Here is a 6128-nt window from a genome sequence, read left to right as displayed (position 1 = left end):
GCCGCGGTGCTACCGTCCTGGGACGGTCAGCGCTTGACCTTCGCAGTCCGCTTGCTGGTCTTCGTGACAGTGGCGTAGTTGGCCTTCTTGCCGGTCACCTTGACCGAGATCCGCTTGCCGCGGTCCTTCTTCGCCAGCTTGTACTTCGCCTTCTTGGCGCCCTTGATCGCCTTGCCGTTGCGCAGCCACTGGTAGCTGAAGGACGGCTTCGGACTCCAGGTGCCGGGCTTGGCGGTGAGCACCTTGCCGACCTTGGCGGTGCCGGTGATCTTCGGCGTCCCGGCGGAGAGCTTGCCCAGAACCTTGGTGGCCTTCGAGGTGCGGATCACGGTGGTGCCGGCGAGCGTGCCGGTCACCCGCACCGCCACCGACTTGCCGATCAGGGCCTTGGTCACGGGCAGGGTCCGCGACGTCGCCCCGGGAATCACGGCGGAGTTGGCCAGCCACTGGTAGCTCTGTGTCGTGCCGGCGTCCCACTGGGCCGACGTGGCCGTTACGACCCGGCCGGGCTGCGCGGTGCCGGTGACCACCGGCGCGGGGTCGAGCCGCACGGTGTAGGCGCGCTCGTAGGGGGCACCTGCCGGCCAATCGACCACGGCCGCGTCGTTCACCGACGAGGCGCCCTGTCCGGCCGGACCGTTCCACCACTCGGGCACGCCGGTGCCGGTGTAGCCCGCGGGAGTGCGGAACCGCAGCTTGTAGTTGTTGGGCTCGATGAGCCGGAACTTGCCCTGGTCGTCGGTCTCGATCGGTCCGTACTGGGGCAGCTCGTACGCACCACCGGGGGTGCGCTGGATGAGCAGCTCGATCGGCGAGCGCTTGAGCGCCTTGCCGTTCGTGTCGAGCACGGTGAACACAGTGGTCTTGAGCCGGTTGATCTGAATGTTGGCGACCGTGCCTGCATTGGCGGAGACCGTCACACTCTTGGCGGTGGAGGCGTAGACGGGCTCGTCGGCGCCGTAGTTGCTCGGCCCGTTGCTGCTGATCGAGTAGGTGCCCGGGATCAGGTTGCGGTTGTAGGTCTCCGGGAAGGTGCGGGTGTCGTAGTTCCCGTTGGCGTCCGTGCGGAAGCCGTAGCCGCCGCTGGACTCGTCCTTGGCGACGTTGATGTTGGCGTTGGGCACCGGAGCGCCGTCTTGGTCGGTGACCTTGCCGGTCACCCAGCCGATCTTCTCCAGCACGATCGAGTTGAGCGTGACCGTGCCGCCCGAGACCACGATCGTGGTGGACTCGTACGGGCTCCAGCCGTTGTCGTAGTACTCGTAGCCGTAGTTGCCCGGCGTGCTGTACTCGCCAGCCGGATAGATCCGCAGTCGGTAGCGGCCGTTCGCCAGGTTGGGAAAGCTGAACGTGCCGGTGCTGCTCGAGGTGGCGGAGCCGACCTCTTCGCTGAAGAAGTCGTCGGCGTCGGTGTAGCGGGCGAGATAGAGGTTGGCGCCCTGGTAGTTCGACGTCGTCGCGCCGTCCTTGGCCTGCACCTTCCCCGTGATCGTGCCGGTGGCCGCTTGGGCGGGCGTCACCGCGAGTCCGGTGAGGGCGAGGGCCACGGCAGCGATCAGCGCTGTCAGGGCACGGGCGAGTCTGGTCTGCATGGGGCTCCTTCGGCGAACGGGTGGGGTGCCGCGTCGTCGTGCGAAGGCCCCCGCGCACCTGTCTACCCCATGGTTGGTGTTTCAAACCTCTTGGAGGCCGAGAGCTGACCCGGCCGCCCCTGGCCACTCCGGGCGACCGCCCTCGTCCGCCGCACCGAGCGGCGATAGGATCGAGGGCGATGAACGGCGACGACTACTGCGAACTGTGCGACCTTCGACTGAGCGAGTGCCACCACGGCCGGCCCGCTCCTACGCCGCCCCCGCCGGCCCCCAAGGCGGCGCCCGCTCCGCGCAAGACCACCACCACCCGCCGGGTGGCTGTCAGCAACGAGCCGCCGGTGAGCGCACGCGCCACGCAGCGCCGCTGGACCTCGTCGGCCGAGCTCGAGCCGATGGTGATCGCGATCCTGGAGGAGGCGGGCGGCGACCTCGGCAACGACGAGGTCCTCGAGCAGATCGCCGAGCGGCTCGGCGACCACTTCCGTCCGGGCGATCAGGACAAGACGCCGACGGGCGAGCTGCGCTGGCAGCTGGCGGCCCGCAAGGCGCGCCAGCAGCTGATCGCGCAGGGCGTGATGACCAAGAGCGGCCCCGGCCGCTGGACCCTCGCCTGAGCCGAGCCCGAGTGGGGCCGGCTCACCTCAGAGTCGGGCCGGCTCACCTCAGAGGTGGGCGCCGCCGTCCACCCGCACCTCGGCGCCGGTGACGAAGTAGGCGTCCTTGCTGGCCAGCATCGCCACCACTGCCGCGACGGCGTCCGGCCCCGCGAAGGCGCCCTTGCTCAGTGCCGGGCTCATCTTGGCGAAGAGCCGGTAGTCGGCGTCGTCGGGCAGGCCGGGGCCAGCGTTGGCCTCGCTGGTGGTCTCGCCGGTGGTCATGCCGGAGGCGATCGAGCCGGGCTGCACGCTGGTGAAGCGGATGCCGTCGCCGGCGAACTCGGCGGCGAGCGCGTGCGTCATCGACTGGATGCCGCCCTTGCTGGCGGCATACGCGGCCATGTAGGGGTGGCCGAACTGTGCCGACGTGGAGCTGAAGCTGACCACCGCCGGCGCGTCGCCGCCGCGGAGCGGGGCGATCGCCTCCCGGATCACCAGGAACGTGCCGACCAGGTTGACCCGCAGCACGTGCTCGAACTCGGCGGCCGAGGTGGTCGCGGTGTGTGAGGAGCGGAGGATGCCGGCGGCGTTGACGACGGCATCGAGGCCGCCGAGCGCGGCGGCGGCCTGAGCGACGCCCTCGATCACCGACTGCTCGTCGCCGACGTCCATCAGCACGGCGGTGACCCGGTCGGCGTGCGGTCCGGCCTTGGCGACGGTGTCGGCCAGGCCGGCCGCCGAGATGTCGGCCGCGGCGACGCTCGCGCCCTCGGCGAGGATGCGGAGCACGGTTGCCTGCCCGATCCCGGACCCGGCTCCGGTGACCAGGACCCGGCGCTCGTCGTAACGGTTCATGTGTACCTCCCTGAAGACCCCAATGGCATGTTGCGCCAGTGTGGCACGACGTGCCATGAAATGCACCAGTAGATTTCCGGTCATGGACAGTGCCCGACTCGTCGCCCGACGCCGAAGCGCCACCCGACTCGCGATCGCCGAGGCCGCGGCGCGGCTCTTCGCTGAGCGGGGAGTCGCAGCAACCGGTGCCGAGGAGATCGCCCAGACGGCCGGCGTCTCGCTGCGCACCTTCTACCGCCATGCCCACCTCAAGCAGGACGCCGTCATCCCGCTGCTCGAGGTCGGTGCCGAGCGCTGGCAGGAGCAGCTCGGCGGGATCGCGCCGGGCGCCGACCTGCGCGCCGCCATCGCCGACGTCGTCGCCCACGCTCTCGCCGTCGACGAGGACGGACCGGGCCAGGCGCTGACCCGGGGCCTCGTTCTCACCATGCTCGAGGACGACGACCTGCGCCGGGTCTGGGACAAGGTCAACGGCGACTCCTGCCGTGTGCTGGAGTCGATCCTCGCCGTCCACCTCGACGGAGACGACCCGCTGGCGGCACCCCTGCTGGCTGAGGCCGCCACCGCGGCGATCCGGATCACCCTCGAGCGGTGGGCCGCGGACGGCGCGCCGTCGGGGGCGCCGCTGGGGGACGCGGCACGCGAGACCTTCGAGCGACTCAGCCGCTGGTGGTCCTGACGCCGCCGCGCTGCGACCTGATGCGAATCATCACCGCCCGCAGGGGCTGGGTGTAGGATGGCTGCCATCGGCCGGGCCTCGTCTGCGCTTGTGCAGGAGCTCCCGCCGTCCGGGCATCGTGATCGTCAGCCAGCTCCCATCGGCGTCGCTGCGCAGTGTCCGGCAAGTCCGTTCGTGGGGTGTGCAAGCCCCGCCCGGCCCCACGCGTGTCGTGCGGGTCTCGAGGAGAGTCGATTTGGCATCACGACGTCAGGGCCGTTCCGGAAACCAGAGCGGTCAGCGCGGGCAACGTCGTCCCCGTGACAACGAGGGCATCATTCCGGTCCTCGCCAAGGCCGTGCGCGAGGTGGAGCACGACGTCCAACGGCGTCAGATCTCCAACGGCACGCACACCAAGTTCCAGGTGATCGCGCTGCTGGCCCGCGACGAGCGACAGCGCGTCAAGGCGGCCAGCCTCAGCGACGCGCAGCGCGACGGGCAGCTCAAGCGACTCGACGGCATCGCCACGATCCTGGCCCAGACGGCGGCGCGCGAGCCGCAGTTCTTCCACCTGCTGGCCGACGAGGCGGAGATCTCCGACTCCGCCAAGCGGCTGATGCGGGAGCTGCAGATCGCCGGTGGCATGGAGCCCGCGCCGGAGCCCGAGCCCGCCGCCGAGGACCCGGAGGCGATCGCGCGCCACGAGCGTCAGGTGACGCCGCGCAGCGTGGTCTCGGCCCAGCTCTCGCACCCGTTCCAGAAGCCGGAGTACGTCGAGCCCGTGGAGATGCCGAGCGAGCGACGGCTGATCGGCTGGGAGCTGATCGAGCCCCTGCTCAACTCCTTCGAGCAGGCCAAGCCGGGCGCGCGCTCGTCGATGGCGCTGCCGGAGCCCACCCGCACCGTCACCAACACCGGTCGCGAGCTGATGCTGCACCAGGCGCAGGTGATCACCGCTGCTGCGCAGGGCCACCGCACCTATCTGCTCGCCGACGAGCCCGGTCTGGGCAAGACCGCCCAGGCGCTGCTCGCCGCCGAGGCCGCCGGTGCCTACCCGCTGCTGTGCGTGGTGCCGAACGTGGTCAAGACCAACTGGGCCCGCGAGGCCCAGGCCTGGACGCCGACCCGCAAGGTCACCGTGATCAACGGCGACGGCGCGACCATGGACGGCTTCGCCGACATCGTGGTGATCAACTACGAGGTGCTCGACCGGCACGTCGGCTGGATGGGCAACCACGGCTTCCGCGGCATGGTCGTCGACGAGGCCCACTTCATCAAGAACCGCAAGTCGCAGCGCTCGCGCAACGTGCTCGACATCGCCGAGCGGATCCGGCGTCGCGCCGGCCGCCCGCTGCTGATGGCGCTGACCGGAACCCCGTTGATCAACGACATCGACGACTTCCGGGCGATCTGGGAGTTCCTCGGCTGGATCGACGCCAAGGTGCCGAACCGTGAGCTGATGGCGGCCCTCGAGCGGACCGGGCTCACCCCGATCGATCACGCCTTCTACCCGGCCGCGCGCTCCGCCGTGGTGGACATGGGCATCGTGCGCCGCCGCAAGGTCGACGTCGCCGCGGACATCCCGGCGCGCCGGGTCGCCGACCTCCCGGTCGAGCTGGAGGGCGCCCTGGGCCGCTCCATCCGCGAGGCCGAGCGCGAGCTGGCCACCCGCCTCATGCAGCGCTACGACGCCGCCCTCTCGACCCGGGCCGCCAAGCACGACGAGGAGTTCGACCCGCGGGTCGTCGACCTCGACCTGGTTCGCCGGGTGGCGAGCTGGGAGGTGTCGGACGCCAACGACTCGAGCAGCGGCCAGAACGTCTTCTCGATGGTCCGCCGGATCGGCCAGGCCAAGGTCACCATGGCCGCCGACTACGCCGCCCAGCTGGCGCACAGCACCGGCAAGGTCGTCTTCTTCGCCAAGCACATCGACGTCATGGATGCGGCGCAGGAGTACTTCACCCAGCGCGGCCTGCGCTACGCCACGGTGCGTGGCGACCAGTCCTCGACGGCGCGCCAGGCGCAGATCGACGCGTTCGTCAACGACCCCGACGTCGCGATCATCGTCTGCTCGCTGACGGCCGCGGGCGTCGGCCTCAACCTGCAGGTCTCCTCCAACGTGGTGCTCGCCGAGCTCTCGTGGACCAACGCGGAGCAGACCCAGGCGATCGACCGGGTGCACCGGATCGGCCAGACCGAGCCGGTCACCGCATGGCGTCTGATCGCTGCGCAGACCATCGACGCCCGGATCGCCCAGCTGATCGACTCCAAGGCGTCGTTGGCCGCACGGGCCCTCGACGGCTCCGACGAGGAGATCGTGGACTCCGCCGACATCCAGGTCGAGGCCCTGGCCGGACTTCTCGCCGACGCGCTCACCGAGCGCGCGGCAACGCTCGCCAAGGCCTGATCGACACCGCCGAGACGACC

At 70.5% G+C, this 6128-nt stretch carries 5 protein-coding genes; 3 read left to right on the top strand and 2 right to left on the bottom strand.

Annotation, left to right across the window (positions count from 1 at the left end):
• Positions 1 to 26: 26 nt before the first annotated feature.
• Positions 27 to 1592: a carboxypeptidase regulatory-like domain-containing protein gene (locus ABD151_RS09060; RefSeq protein WP_343993499.1), complete on the bottom strand. Its 1566-nt coding sequence runs from the start codon at positions 1590 to 1592 to the stop codon at positions 27 to 29.
• Positions 1593 to 1771: 179 nt separating this feature from the next.
• On the opposite strand from ABD151_RS09060, the gene ABD151_RS09055 reads away from it, so the two are divergent.
• Positions 1772 to 2206 (top strand): hypothetical protein, encoded by a 435-nt coding sequence (locus tag ABD151_RS09055; protein WP_343993497.1) that lies wholly within the window; start codon positions 1772 to 1774, stop codon positions 2204 to 2206.
• Between the two features lie 48 nt (positions 2207 to 2254).
• Here the strand turns inward: ABD151_RS09055 and ABD151_RS09050 are convergent, their stop codons facing one another.
• Complete coding sequence (locus tag ABD151_RS09050) at positions 2255 to 3043, bottom strand: SDR family NAD(P)-dependent oxidoreductase (RefSeq protein ID WP_343993495.1); 789 nt, start codon at positions 3041 to 3043, stop codon at positions 2255 to 2257.
• Positions 3044 to 3125: 82 nt separating this feature from the next.
• Here ABD151_RS09050 and ABD151_RS09045 point away from each other — a divergent pair, with 82 nt between their 5' ends.
• Entirely contained in the window at positions 3126 to 3722 is a 597-nt protein-coding gene (locus ABD151_RS09045) for a TetR/AcrR family transcriptional regulator (RefSeq protein ID WP_343993493.1), read from the top strand.
• 235 nt (positions 3723 to 3957) lie between these two features.
• On the top strand, positions 3958 to 6108 hold the full coding sequence (locus tag ABD151_RS09040; protein ID WP_343993491.1) for a DEAD/DEAH box helicase: 2151 nt from the start codon (positions 3958 to 3960) through the stop codon (positions 6106 to 6108).
• Positions 6109 to 6128: the final 20 nt, after the last annotated feature.

Source organism: Nocardioides dubius (genome assembly GCF_039528155.1).
Lineage (GTDB): Bacteria > Actinomycetota > Actinomycetes > Propionibacteriales > Nocardioidaceae > Nocardioides > Nocardioides dubius.
Note: the sequence above shows the minus strand (reverse complement) of the source record. Positions and strands in the feature narration are given on the sequence as shown.